This is a genomic window from Massilia glaciei (assembly GCF_003011895.2).
Classification (GTDB): Bacteria; Pseudomonadota; Gammaproteobacteria; order Burkholderiales; family Burkholderiaceae_D; genus Telluria_A; species Telluria_A glaciei.
In genome coordinates this window covers 26447-46495 of sequence record NZ_PXWF02000202.1, presented here as the reverse complement: position 1 = coordinate 46495, position 20049 = coordinate 26447, and the positions used below count along the sequence as shown (strand labels likewise).

Genomic DNA, 20049 nt, shown 5'->3' with positions numbered 1-20049 from the left:
ATGACGACCAAAATTGAAAACTTAGCTTCGACCCTGGGCCGCGTGCTGGGCGAGGGCGCCACCGTCACCAGCGCCCTGGGCGAGGTGACGGTGCTGGTCAAGGCCGCCGACTACCTGGCCGCCATGGCGACCCTGCGCGAGCACGCCGAACTGCAATTCGACGAGCTCATCGACCTGTGCGGCGTCGACTACCTGAGCTACGGCGAAGGCACCTGGGAGGGCGCGCGCTTCGCGGCCGTCTCGCACCTGCTCTCCACCGTGCACAACTGGCGCGTGCGCGTGCGCGTGTTCGCGCCCGACGACGAGATGCCGATCATCGCCTCCGTCACCACCGTCTGGCGCGGCGCCAACTGGTACGAGCGCGAGGCGTTCGACCTGTACGGCATCCTGTTCGAAGGCCACAACGACCTGCGCCGCATCCTGACCGACTACGGCTTCATCGGCCATCCGTTCCGCAAAGACTTCCCTATCTCGGGCTACGTCGAGATGCGCTACGACCCCGAGCAGAAGCGCGTGATCTACCAACCCGTCACGATCGAGCCGCGCGAAATCATTCCGCGCGTGATCCGTGAAGAAACCTACGGGATGAAATAATGGCTGACATTAAGAATTACACGCTCAACTTCGGCCCGCAGCATCCGGCCGCGCACGGCGTTTTGCGCCTCGTGCTCGAGCTCGACGGCGAGGTCATCCAGCGCGCCGACCCGCACATCGGCCTGCTGCACCGCGCCACCGAAAAACTGGCCGAGACCCGCACCTACCTGCAGTCGGTGCCGTACATGGACCGCCTCGATTACGTCTCGATGATGAGCAACGAGCACGCCTACGTGATGGCGATCGAAAAGCTGTTGGGTCTTGAAATCCCCGTCCGCGCGCAATATATCCGCGTCATGTTCGACGAGATCACGCGTTTGCTGAACCACCTGATGTGGCTCGGCGCGCACGCGCTCGACGTCGGCGCGATGGGCCCGTTCCTTTACGCCTTCCGCGACCGCGAAGACCTGTTCGACTGCTACGAGGCGGTGTCGGGCGCGCGCATGCACGCGGCCTACTACCGCCCGGGCGGGGTCTACCGCGACCTGCCGGACGCAATGCCGAAACACAAGGCATCGATCCTGCGCAACGCCAAGGCGATCGACCAGCTCAACGAGAACCGCCAGGGCTCGCTGCTCGACTTCCTCGACGACTTCACCAGCCGTTTCACCAAGTACGTCGACGAATACGAAACCCTGCTGACCGACAACCGCATCTGGAAACAGCGCACGGTCGGCATCGGCGTGGTCTCGCCCGAGGCGGCGCGCGCGATGGGCTTCACCGGCCCGATGCTGCGCGGCTCCGGCGTGGCCTGGGACCTGCGCAAGAAGCAGCCTTACGCGGTCTACGACAAGATGGATTTCGACGTGCCGATCGGCACCAACGGCGATTGCTACGACCGCTACCTGGTGCGCATCGAAGAGATGCGCCAGTCGAACCGTATCATCAAGCAGGCCAGCGCCTGGTTGCGCGCGAACCCGGGCCCGGTCATGGTCGACAACAACAAGGTGGCGCCGCCGTCGCGCGTCGACATGAAGTCGAACATGGAATCGCTGATCCACCATTTCAAGTTGTTCACCGAGGGCTTCCACGTCCCGCCGGGCGAGGCGTACTGCGCGGTCGAGCATCCAAAGGGCGAGTTCGGCATCTATCTGGTCTCCGACGGCGCCAACAAGCCGTACCGGATGAAAATCCGCGCACCAGGCTTCGCCCACCTGCAGGGGCTCGACGAAATGGCGCGCGGCCACATGATCGCCGACGCGGTCACCATTATCGGTACGCAAGACATCGTATTCGGCGAGATCGACAGATAAATCGCTTGCACTTTTGAGGCAAAAAAACATGTTGTTATCAGAGCAGTCATACAAGAAGATCGACCGCGAAGTCGCTAAATTCCCGCCGGACCACAAGGAGTCGGCGGTGATGGCCGCGCTCGCCATTGCCCAGGACGAAAAGGGCTGGCTTCCACCGGAGGTGATGCAGGACGTCGCCGACTACCTCGGCATGCCCGCCATCGCGGTCCAGGAAGTGGCGACCTTCTACAATATGTACAACACCAAGCCGGTCGGCAAGTACAAGATCTCGGTGTGCACCAACCTGCCGTGCCAGTTGTCCGGCGGCGAGAAGGCGGCCCACCACCTGAAGGAAAAGCTCGGCATCGGCTACCGCGAGACCACCGCCGACGGCCAGTTCACGCTCGTCGAGGGCGAATGCATGGGCGCCTGCGGCGACGCCCCGGTCATGCTGGTCAATAACAAGCGCATGTGCAGCTGGATGTCGAACGACAAGATCGACGCACTCGTCGAGGAACTCAAGCAATGACATCACTCCACTCCCGCCACATCAAGCCGCTGATCCTCGCCGGCCTCGATGGCAAGAACTGGCATCTGCAAGATTACATCGCGCGCGGCGGTTACAGCGCGCTGCGCCGCATTCTGGAAGAGGGCATCACGCCCGAGCAGGTCATCGCCGAACTCAAAGCCTCGTCGCTGCGCGGCCGCGGCGGCGCCGGTTTCCCCACGGGCCTGAAGTGGAGCTTCATGCCGCGCCAGTTCCCGGGCCAGAAATACCTCGTCTGCAACTCCGACGAAGGCGAGCCGGGCACCTTCAAGGACCGCGACATCATCCGCTACAACCCGCACGCGCTGATCGAGGGCATGGCCATCGGCGCCTACGCGATGGGCATCACGGTCGGCTACAACTATATCCACGGTGAGATCTGGGCCGACTACGACCGCTTCGAGGAAGCGCTCGAGGAGGCGCGCGCCGCCAATTGCCTCGGCGATAAAATCATGGGCAGCGAGTTCACCTTCGAACTGCACGCCTTCCACGGCTACGGCGCCTACATCTGCGGCGAAGAGACCGCTTTGCTCGAGTCGCTCGAAGGCAAGAAGGGACAGCCGCGCTTCAAGCCGCCGTTCCCGGCCTCGTTCGGCCTGTACGGCAAGCCGACCACGATCAACAACACCGAAACCTTCGCGGCCGTCCCGTTCGTCATCAACATGGGCGGCGAGGCGTACGCCAAATTGGGCAAACCCAACAACGGCGGCACCAAGATCTTCTCGATGTCGGGCGATGTGGCTTTGCCGGGCAACTACGAAGTGCCGATGGGCACCCCGTTCGCTGACCTGCTGGCACTCGCGGGCGGCATGCGCGACGGCAAAAAGATCAAGGCGGTCATCCCCGGCGGGTCCTCGATGCCGGTGCTCACGGGCGAGGTCATGATGGCCACCGACATGGATTACGATTCGATCGCCAAGGCCGGCTCGATGCTCGGTTCGGGCGCCGTGATCGTCATGGACGAGACGCGCTGCATGGTCAAGTCGCTGCTGCGCCTGGCCTACTTCTATTACGAAGAGTCGTGCGGCCAGTGCACCCCCTGCCGCGAAGGCACGGGCTGGTTGTACCGCATGATCCACCGCATCGAACACGGCCAGGGCCGCGCCGACGACATCGACATGCTGAACTCGATCGCCGACAACATCCAGGGCCGCACCATTTGCGCGCTGGGCGACGCCGCCGCGATGCCGGTGCGCGCCATGATCAAGAACTTCCGCGAAGAATTTGAATATCACATCGAGCACAAGCACTGCCTAGTGCCCGCTTACATCTAAGCCAGGTCAGATCCAATGGTTGAAATCGAAATAGACGGCAAAAAAGTTGAAGTCCCACCGGGCAGCATGGTGATGGACGCCGCAAACAAACTCGGAACCTACATTCCGCACTTCTGCTATCACAAGAAATTGTCGATCGCCGCGAACTGCCGCATGTGCCTGGTCGAAGTCGAGAAGGCGCCCAAGCCTTTGCCCGCCTGCGCAACGCCGGTTTCGGCTGGCATGATCGTGCGCTCGAACAGCGAGAAGGCGGTGCAGGCCCAGAAGTCCGTGATGGAATTCTTGCTCATCAATCACCCGCTCGACTGCCCGATCTGCGATCAGGGCGGCGAATGCCAGTTGCAGGACCTCGCGGTCGGCTACGGCAAATCGGGCTCGCGCTACGAGGAAGAAAAGCGCACCGTGGTGCCGAAGGACGCGGGCCCGCTGATCTCGATGCAAGAGATGGCACGTTGCATCCACTGCACCCGTTGCGTGCGTTTCGGCCAGGAAGTGGCCGGCGTCATGGAGCTGGGCATGCTCGGCCGCGGCGAGCACGCCGAGATCACCACGTTCGTGGGCAAGACGGTCGACTCCGAAGTGTCGGGCAACATGATCGACCTGTGCCCGGTCGGCGCCCTGACCTCGAAGCCGTTCCGCTACAGCGCCCGCACCTGGGAACTGTCGCGCCGCAAGTCAGTCAGCCCGCACGACAGCCTCGGCACCAACCTGATCGTCCAGGTCAAGGGTGGCAAGGTCATGCGCGTGCTGCCGCTCGAGAACGATGCGATCAACGAATGCTGGATCTCGGACAAGGACCGTTTCTCGTACGAGGCGCTCGACAACCAGGAACGCCTGACCATGCCGCTGATCAAGCAGGGCGGCCAATGGCAGGAAACCGACTGGCAGACCGCGCTCGAGTACATCGCCCACGGCCTGCGCAACATCAAGCATGAGCACGGCGCCGACGCGATCGCCGCCGTCGCGACCGGCCACCAGACGTCCGAGGAACTCTACCTGCTGCAAAAAATGATGCGCGGTATCGGTTCCGAGAACATCGAGTTCCGCCAGCGCCAGACCGACTTCGCGCTCGACGGCCAGGTCACACCTTGGCTCGGCATGAAGATCGCCGAACTGACCCACGTCAAACGCGCCTTCATCATCGGCTCGTTCCTGCGCAAGGACCACCCGCTGGTCGCCACGCGCCTGCGCGCGGCCGTCAAGAGCGGCGCCAAGCTGTCGATCCTGCATGCTAGCGACGACGAGCTGTTGATCCCGGCCGCCAACAAGATGATCGCCGCGCCGTCCGACTGGCTCGCCGCCTTGTCGGAAATCGTGGTTGCGGTCGCCGCCGCCAAAGGCGTGTCCGCACCCGCCGGCTTCGAGAACGTGCAAGCGTCCGAGGCCGCCGGCAAGATCGCCGCGAGCCTGAACACGGGCGACGCCGGCATTCCCGCCGTCATCCTCATGGGCAACGCCGCCGCACAGCATCCACAAGCGTCCGCACTGCATGCCGCGGCCCAATGGATCGCCGAGCAGACCGGCGCCAAGTTCGGCTATATGGTCGAGGCGGCCAACAGCGTCGGCGGCTACCTTGTCGGCGCGACGGCCAAGAATGCGACCCCGGTGTTCTCGACCCCGAAAAAAGCCTACGTGCTGCTCGGCGCCGAGCCGGAGCTCGACGCGGCCAACCCGCAACAGGCGCGCGCCGCGCTCGACGCGGCCGAGATGGTCGTGGCCATGTCGCCGTTCAAGCATGGTTTCGACTACGCCGACGTGCTGCTGCCGGTGTCGCCGTTCTCGGAAACCTCGGGCACCTTCGTCAATTGCGAAGGCTTCGCGCAAAGTTTCAACGGCACCGTCAAGCCTTTGGGCGAGACCCGTCCCGCCTGGAAAGTGCTGCGCGTGCTCGGCAACTTGCTGAGCCTGCCCAACTTCGACTACGAGACCAGCGAAGCGGTCCGCGACGAAGTCTTCGGCAAGGGCGTGACCGACCTCTCAAGCAAGTTGAACAACATGTCGAAGACGGCCTTGACCGCCGCTTCGCACGGCGACGGCGGCGCCCTAGAGCGCGTCACCAACGTGCCGATCTATTTCGCCGACGCGATCGCGCGCCGCTCCGAGCCACTGCTGCGCACGGCCGACGGCCAGGCGCCGCTGGCCTGGTTGCCCGCCGCGCTCGCCGACAAGCTGGGCGTGAAAGCCGGCGACAGCGTCAAGGTGTCGCAGGGCGCGGGCAGCGCGGTCCTGGTTGCCGGCATCGATGCCGGTCTGCCGCCCAACGCGGTGCGCGTGGCCGCGGCGCACCCATCGACCGCCACCTTGGGCGCGATGTTCGGTGCCATCACAGTTGAAAAAGCAGGGGAGGGGATCTAATGGCTCTGCCTGAATTTGTTGGCGCGATCAACGCCTTTGGCGCCGAACACGTCGGTTACACCTGGCCGTTCTTCTGGACCCTTGCCAAGATCCTGATGGTGACGCTGCCCCTGATGGGCCTGGTCGCGTATCTGACCCTGTGGGAGCGCAAGCTGCTCGGATGGATCCAGATCCGTATCGGACCGAACCGCGTCGGCCCGCTCGGCCTGCTGCAGCCGATCGCCGATGCGATGAAGCTGCTGTTCAAGGAAATCATCATCCCGGCCAAGTCGAACAAGGCCTTGTTCGTGATCGGCCCGATCATGACGATCGCGCCGGCGCTCGCTTGCTGGGTGGTGGTGCCGTTCGGCCCCGAGGTGGTGCTCGCCAACGTCAACGCCGGCTTGCTGCTGCTGCTCGCGATCACCTCGATGGAGGTGTACGGCATCATCATCGCCGGCTGGGCCTCCAACTCGAAGTACTCGTTCATGGGCGCGATGCGCGCCTCGGCCCAGATGGTGTCCTACGAAATCGCGATGGGTTTTGCGCTAGTGATCGTGCTGATGGTGTCCGGTTCGCTCAACTTCATCGATATCGTGCAGGGCCAGCAGGTCGGCCAGATGCACGGCATGGGCCTCAATTTCCTGTCGTGGAACTGGCTGCCGCTGCTGCCGGTGTTCGTGGTGTACCTGGTGTCCGGCCTGGCCGAATGCAACCGCCACCCGTTCGACGTCGTCGAGGGCGAGTCCGAGATCGTCGGCGGCCACATGGTCGAGTACTCGGGCATGTCGTACGCGATGTTCTTCCTGGCCGAATACGCCAACATGATTCTGATCAGCGTGCTCGCTTCGCTGATGTTCCTCGGTGGCTGGGATTCGCCAATCGCGCTCCTCGACTTCATCCCCGGCTGGATCTGGCTCGGCATCAAGAGCTTCTTCGTCGTCTCGCTGTTTATCTGGACCCGTGGTACCTTCCCGCGCTATCGCTATGACCAGATCATGCGCCTCGGCTGGAAGGTGTTCATCCCGCTGACCTTGGCGTACCTCGTGATCGTCGCGGCCTGGATGCAGACGTCCTGGAATATTTGGAAGTAAGAGAGCGAATTAGACATGACCAGAGTGATAGATTTTTTCCGCAGCCTGCTGCTGTTGGAGCTGTTCAAGGGCTTGGCGCTGACGGGCAGGTATATGTTCGCGCGCAAGATCACCGTGCAATTCCCGGAAGAGAAGACGCCGATGTCTCCACGCTTCCGCGGCTTGCACGCGCTGCGCCGCTACCCCAACGGGGAAGAGCGCTGCATCGCCTGCAAACTGTGCGAGGCGGTGTGCCCGGCGATGGCCATCACGATCGAGTCGGAGCAGCGTGACGACGGCTCGCGCCGCACCACGCGTTACGACATCGACCTGACCAAGTGCATTTTCTGCGGTTTTTGCGAAGAGTCCTGCCCGGTCGACTCGATCGTCGAAACCCATGTACTCGAATACCACGGCGAAAAACGCGGCGATTTGTACTACACGAAAGAGATGTTGCTCGCTGTCGGCGACCGCTACGAAACCGAAATCGCCGCGGCCCGCGAGGCCGACGCGCCGTACCGTTAATTAAGCACGCCTTCAAAAAATCACAGTGCGCCTGTGCCGAATGGGCGCGCCTGATCGTTAATCTGTAGGTCTCTTGGGTTAGTTATGGATTTTAAATCTCTCTTATTTTACGTGTTCGCGTTCATCCTGATCGGTGCCGCGACCCGCGTTATCACGGCCCGCAATCCGGTGCACGCGGCCCTGTTCCTGGTGCTCGCGTTCTTCAACGCCGCCGGCATCTGGCTGCTGCTCAAGGCCGAGTTCCTGGCCATCGTGCTCGTGCTCGTGTACGTCGGCGCCGTCATGGTGTTGTTCCTGTTCGTGGTGATGATGCTCGACATTAATATGGACCGCATGCGGGAGGGCTTCTGGTCCTATCTGCCGCTGGCGACAACCATCGGGGCCGTCATCGTGCTCGAGATGGCGGCGGTGGTGTGGCGCGGCTATGCCGATTTCGAGCAGTCGGCCGAGGCGGCCGCGCTCAACATCGGCGGCACCAAGGAACTGGGTATGCTGATTTACACCGAATACATCTACGGCTTCGAGATCGCGGCCGCCATTTTGCTCGTGGCGATGATCGCGGCCGTCGCGCTGACCCTGCGCAAGCGCAAGGACAGCAAGCACTTCGATCCGGCCGAGGCGGTGCGCGTCAAGCGCAACGACCGCCTGCGCATCGTCAAGATGGACGCGGTCGACCAAGGCGCGATCGACCGCGCCTCGAACGCGGCCGACGCGCTGGCGGCCGAACAAGCCGCCAAGGCGGCCGAACAAGCGGCGCCCGGCGCCGGCAAGGAGACACCATGACACTCACGCTCGCACACTACTTGGTCCTGGCCGCGATCCTGTTCGCGATCTCGATCGTCGGCATTTTTCTGAACCGCAAGAACATCATCGTGTTGTTGATGGCCATCGAGTTGATGCTGCTGTCGGTCAACCTGAACTTCATCGCCTTTTCGCACTACCTGGGCGACGCGGCCGGACAGATTTTCGTGTTCTTCATCCTGACCGTCGCGGCGGCCGAAGCGGCCATCGGCCTGGCGATCCTGGTGGTCCTGTTCCGCAATCTGGACACGATCAACGTGGAAGACCTGGACAGCCTCAAAGGCTAAGCTGGCTGCGCACCGAAACCGCGCCCCCGGGCGCGCTTCAAATTCGAATAAATAACGATTAAGGTTCAACATGGCGGGGCAACTTCTTAACCCTAATATCCTTCTTGCCGTACCGCTGGCGCCGCTGGTCGGTGCCGTGATCGCGGGCTTGTTTGGTACAAAGTTCCTGGGGAACATCGTCGGCCGCAAGACGTCGCACACGGTCACGATTCTCGGCGTGCTCATCTCGCTGATACTGTCGGTCCACACGCTCATGCAGGTGCTCGACGGCGCCGCCGTGTTCAACGAAACGCTCTACACCTGGATGACCGTCGGCTCCCTGAAACTCGAAGTCGGGTTCCAGGTCGACGCGCTGTCGGCGATGATGATGTGCGTGGTGACCTTCGTGTCGCTGATGGTGCACATCTACACGATCGGCTACATGAAGGATGACGAAGGCTACAACCGCTTCTTCTCGTACATCTCGCTGTTCACGTTCTCGATGCTGATGCTGGTCATGGCGAACAACTTCCTGCAGCTGTTCTTCGGCTGGGAGGCGGTGGGCCTGGTCTCGTACCTGCTGATCGGTTTCTGGTACACCCGTCCGACCGCCATCTTCGCCAACATGAAGGCCTTCCTGGTCAACCGCGTTGGCGACTTCGGCTTCATCCTCGGCATCGGCCTGCTGTTCGCCTTCGCCGACACCATGAACTACGCCGAAGTGTTCGCCAAGAAGGACGCGCTGGCCGCGATGACCCTGCCCGGCACCGACTGGATGCTGCTCACGGTCGCCTGCATCTGCCTGTTCATCGGCGCGATGGGCAAATCGGCCCAGTTCCCGCTGCACGTATGGCTGCCCGATTCGATGGAGGGCCCGACCCCGATCTCGGCCCTGATCCACGCCGCGACCATGGTCACGGCCGGCATCTTCATGGTCGCGCGCATGTCGCCGCTGTTTGAATTGTCCGACACCGCCTTGTCGTTCGTGCTGATCATCGGTTCGATCACGGCGCTGTTCATGGGCTTTTTGGGAATCATCCAGAACGACATCAAGCGCGTGGTCGCCTATTCGACCCTGTCGCAGCTCGGCTACATGACGGTCGCGCTCGGCTCGTCGGCCTACGGCATCGCCGTGTTCCACCTGATGACGCACGCGTTCTTCAAGGCGCTGCTGTTCCTCGGCGCCGGTTCGGTCATCATCGGCATGCACCACGACCAGGACATCCGCAACATGGGCGGCCTGCGCAAGTACATGCCGATCACCTGGATCACCGCCTTGCTCGGCTCCCTGGCGCTGATCGGCACGCCGTTTTTCTCGGGTTTTTATTCGAAGGACAGCATCATCGAGGCGGTGCACGCGACCACGATTTTCGGCTCCGGCTTTGCCAACTTCGCCGTGCTGGCCGGCGTGTTCGTGACCGCGTTCTACTCGTTCCGGATGTACTTCCTGGTGTTCCACGGTGAAGAGCGTTTCGGCAGGGCGCATGCGCATGACCACGGCCACGACCATAAAACCCACGACCACAAAGATTCGGACGCCCACCACGAGGAAGAAGAGCACGACGCGCACGACGACCACGACGACCACGCCCACCACGGCCTGGCGCAGGGCGAGAAGCCGCACGAGTCGCCATTCGTGGTGACCTTCCCGTTGATCATGCTGGCCATTCCATCGGTGCTGATCGGCTACTTCACGATCGAGCCAATGTTGCACGGCGACTTCTTCAATGGCGTCATCACGGTCGACCCCAAGCACTCCGCGATGGCAACCTTGAAAGAAGCCTTCCACGGTCCGATGGCCATGACCTTGCACGGCATGATGACGCTGCCGTTCTTCCTGGCGATGTCCGGTGTCGCCTCGGCCTACTACTGCTATATGGTCAACCGCAAGGTGCCGGCCTGGTTCTTCGCCAAGTTCCACGCGCTGCACACGCTGCTCGAAAACAAGTACTACATGGACATGTTCAATGACGTGGTCTTCGCCGGCGGCGCCCGTCTGCTTGGCCGCGGTCTGTGGAGTGTCGGCGACAAGAGCATCATCGATGGCTTCGTCGTCAATGGCAGCGCAAAAATGGTGGGCCTGTTCTCGGCACTGTCGCGCAAGTTGCAGACCGGTTTCATCTACCACTACGCTTTCGTCATGATTCTCGGCGTGTTGGGCTTCCTGATCTACTTCCTGCCGTTTTGGCAAGTTTAACCCGCTGACACGCAAAGATAACGATAATGATGCAGTTTACGATCTCTCAATTCCCTCCGTACCTGAGTCTCGCGATTTGGGTCCCGATTTTGTTCGGCGTGCTGATCCTGGCGGTCGGCCGCGATGAAAAAGCGGGCTTCACCCGCGTGCTCTCGCTTGTCGGCGCCATCGTCAGCTTCTTGCCGACGATCCCGCTGATGATGAACTTCGATAACGCCGCGCACGGCATGCAGTTCGTCGAAAGCGCCCCGTGGATCGGCCGCTTCAACATCATGTACGCGCTCGCGGTCGACGGTTTGTCGCTGTGGTTCGTGCCGCTGACGGCGTTTATCACGATCATCGTGGTGATCTCGGCGTGGGAAGTGATCGAGAAGCGCGTGGCGCAGTACATGGGATCGTTCCTGATTTTGTCGGGCCTGATGGTCGGCGTGTTTTGCGCGATGGACGGACTGCTGTTTTACTTCTTCTTTGAAGCGACGCTGATCCCGATGTTTATCATCATCGGTGTGTTCGGCGGCGCCAACCGCGTGTACGCGTCGTTCAAGTTTTTCTTGTACACCTTTTTTGGCTCGCTGCTCACGCTCGTCGCGATCGTCTACCTGTATAACAAATCGGGCGGCTCGTTCAGCATCCTCGAGTGGCACCAGTTGCCGTTGACGATGCGCGAGCAGGTCCTCATTTTCTGCGCCTTCCTGATGGCGTTCGCGGTAAAAGTGCCGATGTGGCCGGTGCACACCTGGCTGCCCGACGCCCACGTCGAGGCGCCCACCGGCGGCTCCGTCGTGCTGGCCGCGATCATGCTCAAGCTCGGCGCCTACGGCTTCCTGCGGTTCTCGCTGCCGATCGCCCCGGACGCGAGCCTGTACCTGGCGCCGTTCATCATCACCTTGTCGCTGATCGCCGTGATCTACATCGGCCTCGTCGCGCTGGTGCAGACCGACATGAAAAAACTGGTCGCCTATTCGTCGATCGCGCACATGGGTTTTGTCACGCTGGGCTTCTTCATGTTCGGCGACATGGCAGTGCAGGGCGGCATCGTCCAGATGATCTCGCACGGTTTCATTTCGGGCGCGATGTTCCTGTGCATCGGCGTGCTGTACGACCGCGTCCATTCGCGCGAGATCGCCGCCTATGGCGGCGTGATCAACCGCATGCCGAAGTTCGCCGCCTTCTTCGTGTTCTTCTCGATGGCCAATGCGGGCTTGCCGGCGACGTCGGGCTTCGTCGGCGAGTTCATGGTGATTTTGGGCGCCGTCAAATTCAATTTCTGGATCGGCATGCTGGCCGCCACCGCCCTGATCCTGGGCGCGGCGTACTCGCTGTGGATGGTCAAGCGCGTGGTGTTCGGCGCCATCGCCAACAAGAACGTCGACGCCTTGACCGACCTGAACCGTCGCGAATTCTTCATGTTCGCCGTGCTTGCCATCGCCGTGCTGGCCATGGGCCTGTACCCAGCGCCGTTCACCGATACGATGCAAACCTCCGTGGCCGACCTGCTCAGCCACGTGAACGTGTCGAAACTGCCAGCGCTGCTGCCACAATAAAACTGACTGACAACTATGACCAACACGTTCCCGACCCCCAACCTGATCCCGGCCTACGCCGAGATCTTTTTGATGATCGCCGCATCCGCGATTCTGTTGATCGACATGTTCCTGTCGGAAGCGAAGCGCGCCGTCACCTACCGCCTCGCGCTGATGGCCCTGATCGGCTGCGCTGTGTTCACCGCCATCGACTTCGCGTCCGGCGCGACCGTCTACACGTTCAACAACATGTACGTGTCCGATCCGATCGCCAACCTGCTCAAGCTGTTCACCTACCTGGCCGTCGGCGTCACGCTGATCTATTCGCGCCAGTACGCGACCGACCGCGGCATGTTGTCGGGCAACCTCGGCGGCGAGTTCTATGTGATCGCGCTGTTCGCGATGCTCGGCCAGATGATTATGATCTCAGGCAATAACATGCTGTCGATCTACCTCGGCCTCGAACTGATGTCGCTGTCGCTGTACGCGCTCGTCGCGCTGCGCCGCGACCACGCGATCGCGACCGAAGCGGCGATGAAGTACTTCATCCTGGGCGCGCTCGCCTCCGGTTTCTTGCTGTACGGCATCTCGATGATCTACGGCGCGACCGGCTCGCTCGACCTGTCCGACATCGCCCGCGTCATCGAAAGCGGCACGGCAAACACCAACGTGCTCAAGTTCGGCCTCGTGTTCGTCGTCGCCGGCCTCGCCTTCAAGCTCGGCGTGGTGCCGTTCCACATGTGGGTGCCGGACGTCTACCAAGGTGCCCCGACGGCGGTCACGCTGTTGCTGGGCGGCGCGCCCAAGCTGGCCGCGTTCGCGATCGTCGTGCGCCTGCTGGCCGAGGGCCTGCGCCACATGGCGCTCGACTGGCAGCTGATGCTCATGGTGCTGGCCGTCATGTCGCTGGCCATCGGCAACCTGACCGCGATCGCGCAAACCAACATCAAGCGCATGCTGGCCTATTCGACCATCGCCCAGATGGGCTTTGTGATGCTCGGCATGCTGGCCGGCGTGGTCGCCGTCGCCGGCGGTCCTCCTCACAACGAAAGCAACATGGCGGCGGCCTACGGCGGCGCCATGTACTATGTGATCACGTATGTGCTGACGACGCTGGGCAGCTTCGGCCTCATCATGATGCTCGCGCGCTCCGGCTTCGAGGCCGAGGAACTGAGCGACTTCAAGGGCTTGGCCAAGCGCAGCCCGTGGTTCGCCGTTGTCATGACGATCCTCATGTTCTCGCTCGCCGGCGTGCCGCCCGCGATGGGCTTCATCGCCAAGTTCGCGGTGCTCGACGCGGTCGTGACGACGGGTCAGATCTGGCTGGCGGTGCTGGCGGTGATGTTCTCGCTGATCGGCGCGTTCTACTACCTGCGTGTGGTCAAGGTCATGTGGTTCGACGAAGCGTCCGACGCATCGCCGATCGTCGCGCCGCTCGACATGCGCGTGATGATGTCCATCAACGGCATCGCCATCGTCGGCCTTGGCCTGTGGCCAGGCGCCTTGCTCACGACCTGCATCGATGCGATGAGCAAGTCGCTGGTCAGCTGATGGATGTTTCACTTGCGAGCTGGCTGCTGATTTTGGTCGCCCTGGTACTTGCCAATTTGCCGTATGTGAACGAGTCCCTGTTCGGCTTCATTCCCCTGAAGCCGGCGCAGCCGGGCGGGGCCCCCAACAAGCACGGCTGGGTGCGCATCGGCGAACTGGCGGTGCTGTACTTTGTCGTCGGGGCGCTGGCCTGGCTGCTCGAGTCGCGCATCGGCAACGTGTTCAAGCAGACCAAAGAGTTTTATATGATCACGGTGCCGCTGTTCGTGGTGCTCGGTTTTCCCGGCTTTGTGATGCGCTACCTGCGCAAACGCTGATACTCATCTACCCGACCCTGGAGTCGCGCATGGATTCGCAGCTCAGAGAGACCCGAATCGACGGGGAAGTGGTCTACGACGGCGGTTTCCTCAAGCTCGCGCGCGACATCGTGTCGCTGCCCAACGGCAAACACACCGCGCGCGAATACATCAAGCATCCGGGCGCGGTGGTCATCTTGCCGTTGTTCGACGATGGCCGCGTGCTGCTCGAGCGCCAGTTCCGCTATCCGCTCGACCGCGTGTTCATCGAATTTCCCGCCGGTAAAATCGATCCCGGCGAAGCCTCGCTCGACTGCGCCAGGCGCGAGCTGCAGGAAGAAACCGGCTATATCGCCAGCGACTGGCAATCCGTCTGCACCATCCACAATGCGATCGCCTATTCGGACGAACACCTCGACCTGTTTGTCGCGCGCGGACTGACCGCGGGGCCGACCAAGCTCGACGACGGCGAGTTTCTCGAGGTGTTCACGGCGACCGTGCCGGAGATGCTCGAGATGGTCCGCGGCGGTCAGATCACCGACGTGAAGACGATCATCGGCGCGTTCTGGCTCGAGAAAATTATCGCGGGTGCCTGGACGCCGGGGTAGGGGGCTCTGATCAATCGGCGTCTATTCGATTTCGACCCGGGGCCGTCGATCGGCAAGATCATCTTCGTGGCCGGCGCCGTGCTGGCCGCGCTTGTCGCGCTGCTCGCATGGCTGTTTCCGGTGCCGGGCCTGGGTTACGCCGACGCATTACTGAGCTGGGCGCATTGGCCCTTCATCTTGTTTCTGTGGATTGTCTGCGAACTGGCCGGCCCAAAACTGGACGAACTATCGTTCTGGCAATTGCCCAGTGTCGCCCGTGTTTCGGTCGGTGTTATTTCCATCGTCGCGATCGTGGTCCCGTTGTTCCTTATTTATTCAGAGGTTTAGCGAACCGGTTTCCCCCTACTGGAAACGCCCATCGCGCATGAGGCGGTTGATGTGCTCGATCATGTCGGCCTCGGGGTAGGGCTTGCCGAGCAGCACATCCACACCCGCGTCGGCCGCCTTGGTCGCGTAACTCTCCTCGGCCGTGATCATGATGACGGGGATGTGCGCGGTCGCCGGATTCTGGCGCAGCGAGACGGTCAATTCAAAACCGTTCATGCCAGGCATCTCGACGTCGGTGATGAGGATGTCGGGCATGCGTTCGGCGATCTGGCGCACCGCGTCGAGGCCGTCCTCGGCCAATTGCACCTGGAAGCCATTGTTGCCGAGCAAACGGTTGGTCTTGATCCGCACCACCTTGGAATCGTCGGCGATCATGATGATCGTCTCGGCGACCGCCTTTTGCGCCGGTTTGCCGCGCCTTGGCGCCGCGGCGGCGTTTGCTTTGGCGTCCGCTTCGGCTTTCGCCGCCGCGGCGGCCTGGCGCTCGGCCTCGAGACGCGCGGTCTTTTCGTGGGCGACCCGTTCGGCTTCCGCGCGCACCGCTTTTTCGGCAGCCAGGCGCGCCGCCTTTTCGGCCGTGCGGCGCTGCGCCTCGAGCAGCAGCCTGGCTTCGTTCTCGATGCGCGCCGCTTCCAGGCGTTCATTGACCGCCTTGGTGATGCGCTCCTCGTCCAGACGGGCGGCTTCTTCGGCCGCGAGCCGTTCGGCTTCGATGCGCGCGGCGTTGTCGGCTTCAAGGCGTTCGGCCGCGCGCAGTGCAGCCTCTTCGGCCGCGATGCGCTCGGCCTCGATGCGCGCCGCGTCTTCGGCGGCGAGGCGTTCGGCTTCAAGGCGCGCGGATTCCTCGGCGGCGAGACGCTCGGCTTCAAGGCGGGCCGCTGTTTCGGCCGCGACGCGTTCTTCTTCAAGGCGCGCCGCTTCGGCCGCGGCGGCGCGTTCTGCTTCGAGGCGCCGGGCTTCGGCGGCCCGTTCGGCCTCGAGGCGCGCCGCTTCGGCTGCCCGTTCGGCTTCCACGCGCGCCATTTCGGCGATGCGTTCGGCTTCAAGGCGTGCGATCTCGGCGATGCGTTCGGCTTCGAGGCGAGCGGCTTCTTCGGCCGCCAAGCGCAATGCCTCGAATTGGGCCGCGTCTTCTTCGGCAATGCGTTCGGCCTCGAGCCGTGCCACTTCCTCCTCGGCCAGGCGGATCGCCTCGAGCCGCGCCGCTTCCTCGGCCTCGATGCGCGCGACCTCTTCGGCGGCGCGGGCGATCGCGGCCGCCTCTTCGTTGGCCGCGTGCTCGAACGCGGCACGCGACTTTTCCAGTTCGGCGATGCGCTCGGCTTCGATGCGCGCCTCAACCTCGGCGTTCGTGGGCGCCAGGTCGGCCAGGTTGTCCTCGTCGAATTGCGCCGCGGACGCGTTTTCAGGTGCGTTTTCGGCTTCCGGTTCGGATGGCGCCACCGCTGCCGCTGCCGCTTCCGGCGCGCTCGGGACCGGGTGGACTATCAGTTCGACGCCAAGGTCCTCGCTGTCGGCCGCGGCGGGCGCTTGTTCCTCGGGAAAAGCGGGGGTGGGCGCCTCGGCCGGGCGCTCGGCGCGGACCGCTGCGCCATTGCGATCGAAAATGAACTCGACATCGAGGCGCGACGGTTCGCCTTCGATGTCGATCTGTTTTTCGGCCAGCAGCCTGGCTTCCTCGGCGGCCAGGCGCTCCGCTTCAAACCGTGCTTCATTCTGCTGCGCGATATGTTCGGCCTCGATGCGGGCATCCGCCTCTTCGGCCAGCCGCGCCGCTTCGATGCGGTCGGCTTCGTCTGCGGCTAGGCGCCCGGCCTCGATGCGCGCTTGTTCTTCCGAGGCCACGCGCTCGGCTTCAAGGCGCGCCGCCTCGGCCTCGGCGGCCGTCTGGCGCGCGTTGTCGTCCCCGGTCTGAGCCGGCGCATCTTCTTTAGCGGCGTCCCCGGCGGCGGCGGGCGCATCGCCAAAGATGAAATCGACATCGAGTGCCGATGGCTCGCCTTCGATTTCGGTGCCGAAGTCGTCCGCCTTGGGGCGCGTGCGCGGCGCGTCGAGTCGGCTGACGTCGATTTCGTCGATGATCGTGTCCGGGCGCCCGGCCAGTTCCTCTTCGGCGCGGGCGGCGGCGATCCGGGCGTTTTCGTCGTTGTCAAAACGCTCCGTTTCGAGCCGCTTGGCCTCGAGCTCAACGACGCGCCATGCCATGCGCAGTTCCAATTCCTTGACGCGCTGTCGTTCCTCGACCTTGGCCCACACACCGGAATGCAACTCGGCCGACTGGGCATCGAGCCAGGCCTGGTCGTCGAGCGGGTCGGCATCGGCAGGCTGTCCGGCGTACCCATCGTGTGCGTCGACCGAAACGGGATGCGCGGCTTTTTTGAGAGGCTGGACTTCGACCGAGCCGTCATCGAGCAACGCCGTCTCTTCGGGTGGCGCGGCCATTTGTGGCAGGCGCGATTTCAACTGACGGAATTTGAAAAAACCGAATGCCGCCCCTGCAATAATAATCAGGATTAATCCTGCTATGAGTACTGTATTTTGCACGTGAAACAGCTCCATCAGCCAGAAAGGCGATCTTTGTGAGAGGGAAGATATCTATATGGAACAATCTTACACCCTCATGCGTGCGTACGGGATTGCACAACGGAACTATTCTATCAATGTATCTTTTGGTACATATCAAGCGCTGCGCAACTTGCAAAATGTCCGGCGCTGACATAAAGGCGATGTGCGATGCGCGTTGCGCGTGGCGCGTCGCGGCTGAATATTGCCGCATAGTCAGCTTGCTGTTAAAGTGGAAAGATTGACCACTTTAAAAAAACTTGACTGTCCGGGCTGCGCGCCCGGACGGAAGAAAGGTAACAATGAACTATTGGGCCATACTTGTGGCAGCTGCATCGAGCTTCTTGCTGGGCGGTTTGTGGTATTCGCCGGCACTGTTCGGCCGCATCTGGAACGCGGAGAACGGCGGCCAGCCGCAAACCGGCCATCCCGCAAAAGTGTTCGGCGTCAGCTTCGCCTTTTCGGTCGTGGCCGCGGTCGCATTCGCCGCCGTGCTGCCGGCCGGGACCACGCTCGAGGGCGCGCTGTCGCTGGGACTGTTGATCGGCTTCGGCCTGGTCGCGACCAGCTTCGGCATCAACTACCAATTCTCCCAGCGCAGCTACAAGCTGTGGCTGATCGACGGCGGCTACCATACCGTGCAGTTCGTGCTGTTCGGCCTTGTTTTCGGGCTCTGGCAACCGGGTTGATGCGGCCGATACGGGCTTGGGGCGCGCGGCGGGTCCATGTTCAAGAACATAGATTCCAGCGCATCGAGTGCGGCACCTCAACACCGACTTTGACCATTTGCCGACAGTGGAAGCTGGCGTGCGGCGGGGTCTTTACAGGCCGCCGGCCGGGACCGCAATAATGAGCGCACCTGAGCAAAGTTCGCGGAGGTGAGGTACAGTTCTTAGTGCAGCCGTCCGCACCTCGAGCGCGCGGGCAGCGGCAAGAACGGCATTAAAAACAGGAGTAGAAACAGCAGTAGAAACAGCGGGAAAAACGGCAGTAGAAACAGCGGAAAAAACAGCGGCACGACAAGGCACGATGAAACCAACGACCCAGGCAGCACCGCGTTACTTCGCCCTCATTCCCGCGGCCGGCGTTGGCGCGCGCATGGCCGCTGACGGCCCCAAGCAATACATCGACATCGGCGGCAAGCCGATGCTGCGCCACACGATCGACGCCTTCCTTTCCAGCGCCCTGATCAGCCACACCTATGTCGTCGTCAGTGCGCACGACGGCCAGATCGACGCGGTCGTGCCGCCCGGCGCGGTCACGGTGCTGCGCTGCGGCGGCGCTTCGCGCCTGGCCTCGGTGCAAAACGCATTGCGCGCCCTGGCCGGCGAGCTCGGCGAGTTCGACTGGGTACTGGTGCACGACGCCGCGCGCCCGGGGCTCAACGCGGCGCTGATCGCAAAACTGATCGACGCCGTCGGCAACGACGCGGTCGGCGGCCTGCTCGCGCTGCCGGTGGTCGACACCGTCAAGCGCGCCAGCATGGCCGCCGGCGCCAACGTTCCTGCCGCCACATCGAGCGTCGCGCGCGACGGCCTGTGGCTGGCCCAGACCCCGCAGATGTTCCGATACCGACTGCTATGCGACGCGCTCGCAGCGGCCACCGACGCCAGCGTCATTACCGATGACGCCAGTGCGATCGAAGCGATGGGCTTCGCGCCGCGCCTGGTCGAGGGACATCCCCGTAATTTAAAAGTGACGCTGCCGGCGGACATCCGGATCGCCGAGATGTACCTGGCAGCGCCCTAACCTAAAAGTGTGAAACCAAACTATGGCACTCGCTTCCTACAACCCAACCCCGCCGTTTCGCATCGGCACCGGCTATGACTGCCACGCCCTCGTCGAGGGCCGCAAACTGATCATCGGCGGGGTCACGATCCCGCACCGGCTGGGCCTGTTCGGCCATTCGGACGCCGACGTGCTGCTGCACGCCATCATCGACGCCTTGCTCGGCGCGGCCGCGCTGGGCGACATCGGCAAACATTTCCCCGACACCGACCCGATGTTCGCGGGGGCCGATTCGCGCACCCTGTTGCGCGAAGTGGCGCACCGGGTCGTCGCGACCGGCTACACGATCGGCAATGTCGACGCGACCATCATCGCGCAGGCGCCGAAAATGGCGCCCCACATCGCCCAAATGATTTCGCGCATCGCCGAAGACCTCGGGGTCTCGCCCCAGCAGGTCAACATCAAGGCCAAGACCAACGAAAAGCTCGGTTACCTCGGCCGCGAAGAGGGCATGGCGGCCGAAGCGGTCGCCATGCTGATCAGGGCCACCACGACCTGAGTGGCTGAGAGTCTGCGCCCATGCCCGCTCGGCACGCCGGAAGGCGCCCGCT

General features: G+C 62.9%; 19 protein-coding genes. 18 read left to right on the top strand and 1 reads right to left on the bottom strand.

All coding sequences use genetic code 11. The features are described 5' to 3' along the window. From C7C56_RS12275 to C7C56_RS12205, 15 genes are all read left to right on the top strand, one after another. Entirely contained in the window at positions 1-594 is a 594-nt protein-coding gene (locus C7C56_RS12275) for an NADH-quinone oxidoreductase subunit C (protein ID WP_106757680.1), read from the top strand. Continuing rightward, on the top strand, positions 594-1847 hold the full coding sequence (locus C7C56_RS12270) for an NADH-quinone oxidoreductase subunit D (RefSeq protein WP_106757679.1): 1254 nt from the start codon (positions 594-596) through the stop codon (positions 1845-1847). Before C7C56_RS12275 ends, C7C56_RS12270 begins: the two co-directional genes overlap by 1 nt. A 28-nt stretch (positions 1848-1875) precedes the next feature. After that, positions 1876-2355, top strand: coding sequence for an NADH-quinone oxidoreductase subunit NuoE (gene nuoE, locus C7C56_RS12265; RefSeq protein WP_106757678.1), 480 nt, complete (start codon positions 1876-1878; stop codon positions 2353-2355). Continuing rightward, positions 2352-3647, top strand: a complete 1296-nt coding sequence (nuoF, locus tag C7C56_RS12260) for an NADH-quinone oxidoreductase subunit NuoF (protein ID WP_106757677.1) — start codon at positions 2352-2354, stop codon at positions 3645-3647. Before nuoE ends, nuoF begins: the two co-directional genes overlap by 4 nt. 15 nt (positions 3648-3662) lie before the next feature. Beyond that, a complete protein-coding gene (gene nuoG, locus C7C56_RS12255) occupies positions 3663-6002 on the top strand; it encodes an NADH-quinone oxidoreductase subunit NuoG (protein WP_106757676.1) in 2340 nt (779 codons plus the stop codon). Next, positions 6002-7075 carry an NADH-quinone oxidoreductase subunit NuoH gene (gene nuoH, locus C7C56_RS12250; protein ID WP_106757675.1) on the top strand — a complete coding sequence of 358 codons (1074 nt, stop codon included), beginning with the start codon at positions 6002-6004 and terminating at the stop codon, positions 7073-7075. Before nuoG ends, nuoH begins: the two co-directional genes overlap by 1 nt. 15 nt (positions 7076-7090) lie before the next feature. Next, positions 7091-7579, top strand: a complete 489-nt coding sequence (gene nuoI, locus C7C56_RS12245; protein ID WP_106757674.1) for an NADH-quinone oxidoreductase subunit NuoI — start codon at positions 7091-7093, stop codon at positions 7577-7579. A gap of 84 nt (positions 7580-7663) precedes the next feature. After that, complete coding sequence (locus tag C7C56_RS12240) at positions 7664-8362, top strand: NADH-quinone oxidoreductase subunit J (protein ID WP_106757673.1); 699 nt, start codon at positions 7664-7666, stop codon at positions 8360-8362. Then, positions 8359-8667 carry an NADH-quinone oxidoreductase subunit NuoK gene (gene nuoK, locus C7C56_RS12235; protein ID WP_106757672.1) on the top strand — a complete coding sequence of 103 codons (309 nt, stop codon included), beginning with the start codon at positions 8359-8361 and terminating at the stop codon, positions 8665-8667. Before C7C56_RS12240 ends, nuoK begins: the two co-directional genes overlap by 4 nt. Before the next feature lie 70 nt (positions 8668-8737). Continuing rightward, entirely contained in the window at positions 8738-10843 is a 2106-nt protein-coding gene (gene nuoL, locus C7C56_RS12230; protein WP_106757671.1) for an NADH-quinone oxidoreductase subunit L, read from the top strand. Between the two features lie 26 nt (positions 10844-10869). After that, positions 10870-12387: an NADH-quinone oxidoreductase subunit M gene (locus C7C56_RS12225; RefSeq protein WP_106757670.1), complete on the top strand. Its 1518-nt coding sequence runs from the start codon at positions 10870-10872 to the stop codon at positions 12385-12387. A gap of 15 nt (positions 12388-12402) precedes the next feature. After that, positions 12403-13917: an NADH-quinone oxidoreductase subunit NuoN gene (gene nuoN / locus C7C56_RS12220; protein WP_106757669.1), complete on the top strand. Its 1515-nt coding sequence runs from the start codon at positions 12403-12405 to the stop codon at positions 13915-13917. After that, entirely contained in the window at positions 13917-14234 is a 318-nt protein-coding gene (locus tag C7C56_RS12215) for a DUF2818 family protein (protein WP_106757668.1), read from the top strand. The genes nuoN and C7C56_RS12215 overlap by 1 nt, the downstream gene beginning before the upstream one ends. A 29-nt stretch (positions 14235-14263) precedes the next feature. Beyond that, complete coding sequence (locus tag C7C56_RS12210; protein ID WP_106757667.1) at positions 14264-14821, top strand: NUDIX domain-containing protein; 558 nt, start codon at positions 14264-14266, stop codon at positions 14819-14821. A gap of 66 nt (positions 14822-14887) precedes the next feature. Beyond that, positions 14888-15148 (top strand): hypothetical protein, encoded by a 261-nt coding sequence (locus C7C56_RS12205; RefSeq protein WP_106757666.1) that lies wholly within the window; start codon positions 14888-14890, stop codon positions 15146-15148. 15 nt (positions 15149-15163) lie between these two features. Here the strand turns inward: C7C56_RS12205 and C7C56_RS12200 are convergent, their stop codons facing one another. After that, positions 15164-17590 (bottom strand): response regulator, encoded by a 2427-nt coding sequence (locus C7C56_RS12200; protein ID WP_146204450.1) that lies wholly within the window; start codon positions 17588-17590, stop codon positions 15164-15166. A 422-nt stretch (positions 17591-18012) separates the two neighbouring features. Between C7C56_RS12200 and C7C56_RS12195 the strand changes: the two genes are divergently transcribed. The 3 genes from C7C56_RS12195 to ispF all read left to right on the top strand — a co-directional run bounded on the left by C7C56_RS12195 (position 18013) and on the right by ispF (position 19997). Further along, a complete protein-coding gene (locus C7C56_RS12195; protein WP_106757664.1) occupies positions 18013-18399 on the top strand; it encodes a DUF1761 domain-containing protein in 387 nt (128 codons plus the stop codon). 340 nt (positions 18400-18739) lie between these two features. Further along, complete coding sequence (ispD, locus tag C7C56_RS12190; protein WP_106757663.1) at positions 18740-19459, top strand: 2-C-methyl-D-erythritol 4-phosphate cytidylyltransferase; 720 nt, start codon at positions 18740-18742, stop codon at positions 19457-19459. Between the two features lie 22 nt (positions 19460-19481). Beyond that, positions 19482-19997: a 2-C-methyl-D-erythritol 2,4-cyclodiphosphate synthase gene (gene ispF / locus C7C56_RS12185; RefSeq protein WP_106757662.1), complete on the top strand. Its 516-nt coding sequence runs from the start codon at positions 19482-19484 to the stop codon at positions 19995-19997. The last annotated feature ends 52 nt before the right edge of the window (positions 19998-20049 follow it).

Bases quoted from the DNA above. Each gene is read 5' to 3' on its own strand.
- nuoH (WP_106757675.1), top strand. From the start codon at position 6,002: ATGGCTCTGCCTGAATTTGTTGGCGCGATCAACGCCTTTGGCGCCGAA.
- C7C56_RS12195 (WP_106757664.1), top strand. From the start codon at position 18,013: ATGAACTATTGGGCCATACTTGTGGCAGCTGCATCGAGCTTCTTGCTG.
- nuoL (WP_106757671.1), top strand. From the start codon at position 8,738: ATGGCGGGGCAACTTCTTAACCCTAATATCCTTCTTGCCGTACCGCTG.
- nuoE (WP_106757678.1), top strand. From the start codon at position 1,876: ATGTTGTTATCAGAGCAGTCATACAAGAAGATCGACCGCGAAGTCGCT.
- C7C56_RS12200 (WP_146204450.1), bottom strand. From the start codon at position 17,590: ATGGCCGCGCCACCCGAAGAGACGGCGTTGCTCGATGACGGCTCGGTC.
- C7C56_RS12210 (WP_106757667.1), top strand. From the start codon at position 14,264: ATGGATTCGCAGCTCAGAGAGACCCGAATCGACGGGGAAGTGGTCTAC.
- C7C56_RS12275 (WP_106757680.1), top strand. From the start codon at position 1: ATGACGACCAAAATTGAAAACTTAGCTTCGACCCTGGGCCGCGTGCTG.
- nuoI (WP_106757674.1), top strand. From the start codon at position 7,091: ATGACCAGAGTGATAGATTTTTTCCGCAGCCTGCTGCTGTTGGAGCTG.
- ispD (WP_106757663.1), top strand. From the start codon at position 18,740: ATGAAACCAACGACCCAGGCAGCACCGCGTTACTTCGCCCTCATTCCC.
- C7C56_RS12240 (WP_106757673.1), top strand. From the start codon at position 7,664: ATGGATTTTAAATCTCTCTTATTTTACGTGTTCGCGTTCATCCTGATC.
- nuoN (WP_106757669.1), top strand. From the start codon at position 12,403: ATGACCAACACGTTCCCGACCCCCAACCTGATCCCGGCCTACGCCGAG.
- C7C56_RS12225 (WP_106757670.1), top strand. From the start codon at position 10,870: ATGATGCAGTTTACGATCTCTCAATTCCCTCCGTACCTGAGTCTCGCG.
- nuoK (WP_106757672.1), top strand. From the start codon at position 8,359: ATGACACTCACGCTCGCACACTACTTGGTCCTGGCCGCGATCCTGTTC.
- ispF (WP_106757662.1), top strand. From the start codon at position 19,482: ATGGCACTCGCTTCCTACAACCCAACCCCGCCGTTTCGCATCGGCACC.
- nuoG (WP_106757676.1), top strand. From the start codon at position 3,663: ATGGTTGAAATCGAAATAGACGGCAAAAAAGTTGAAGTCCCACCGGGC.
- nuoF (WP_106757677.1), top strand. From the start codon at position 2,352: ATGACATCACTCCACTCCCGCCACATCAAGCCGCTGATCCTCGCCGGC.
- C7C56_RS12270 (WP_106757679.1), top strand. From the start codon at position 594: ATGGCTGACATTAAGAATTACACGCTCAACTTCGGCCCGCAGCATCCG.
- C7C56_RS12215 (WP_106757668.1), top strand. From the start codon at position 13,917: ATGGATGTTTCACTTGCGAGCTGGCTGCTGATTTTGGTCGCCCTGGTA.